Source organism: Sphingobacterium sp. SGL-16, assembly GCF_011043515.1.
In the GTDB taxonomy this organism is placed as follows: Bacteria; Bacteroidota; Bacteroidia; order Sphingobacteriales; family Sphingobacteriaceae; genus Sphingobacterium; species Sphingobacterium litopenaei.
The window spans coordinates 1-1151 of the sequence record NZ_JAAKGQ010000112.1; the positions used below are offsets into that span (position 1 = coordinate 1).

2 protein-coding genes are annotated in these 1151 nt (G+C 34.1%); both read right to left on the bottom strand.

All coding sequences use genetic code 11. The features are described from left to right. Positions 1-232: DUF4372 domain-containing protein (locus G5B32_RS17765; RefSeq protein ID WP_165292659.1), on the bottom strand; the 232-nt coding region annotated here is incomplete at its 3' end. Between the two features lie 294 nt (positions 233-526). Beyond that, positions 527-1151, bottom strand: a 625-nt coding sequence (locus G5B32_RS16875) for an IS4 family transposase (RefSeq protein ID WP_165292658.1), incomplete at its 5' end; no start/stop codon positions are given.

The following is a 1151-nucleotide window of genomic DNA, read 5'->3' on the forward strand; positions in this document are numbered from 1 at the left end:
AGATGCCCATATGGCTCATGTTTCCTGTAGTACTACGAAGCCCATTAGAAATATCACGAACGGAATCAGCAGAGGAAAGATGGCAGAAAAGCATACTTACAAAGTGTGTCCAACTATTAATTCCTTTATGGTGTTTATCGGACTGATATTGTTGAACTAATTTGTTAAAAATATTGCGATCTACTAGTCCTAATATCTGAGAAAATACGTTTATATTTACTATGGCGGTGATGGAATTTTAGCGAATTAAATATAGCAATCCCTGCTATATAAATACACCGCCATTTTTTCCCTTATTTTGGACATTACTGACATTAGTTAGTGAAATTTATTAAAATCAACCTTATTTATTACACTTTATTTATAATTGTACATTGAATGATTAAATAAAGGGCATTTAATCAACTTTAAATAGAAATCACACATTACTGTCCTAAATAAATTTTAGGCCGCAGATTATCTGCTATCTTCTATGAATTAAGAAAGCTTTTGTTAAAAAATCCGAAATATTCCCTCTCTATTGTTTTTACAAGAGTTTAAACTGTCCAATTTTATCAGGAGGTTTACCAGAAAAGAATGGATCATTAGCCCATTTCCAGAGATCAATTTTCACGAATATATTCAAGCGGATAAAGTTCACTAGGTTAGATAAGTTCCAATCATATTTAGCCTTCTTCTGAATGTATTTAAAGAGTAGTATACCTATTAATGCAGTCCAAATTTGAGTGTAGACAGCATTTTCTGAGGTTCCTACAAAACTGGTTACTTTCAGACGTTGTTTTAGATGTTTGAAGAAAGTTTCAATCTCCCACCTTTCTTTATATAAGGCAGCTACTGTTGATGCCTTCCAGGTGAAATTATTTGTTAAAAACTCATATTCAGCCTTATTTATGCTGTCCCAAAAACGAACTAGACGCATTTTCTTTCCTTGATAGTGCTTTTTAGCATCCCCATCAAGTTCAATAATTTGATCCTGAAGGACGCCGCTGTCCTGGAGTGCCTCACTTTGAAATGTTTTCACTACCGTATATTTCATGTTGCTTTTACTGCGTGTGAGAAAAAAGGACTGATTGCTGTCCAAAACGTTCATCCAAGCATAATCAACGTAGCCTCTATCCACAACGACCACACAGCCTTTAGGAAATGAAATG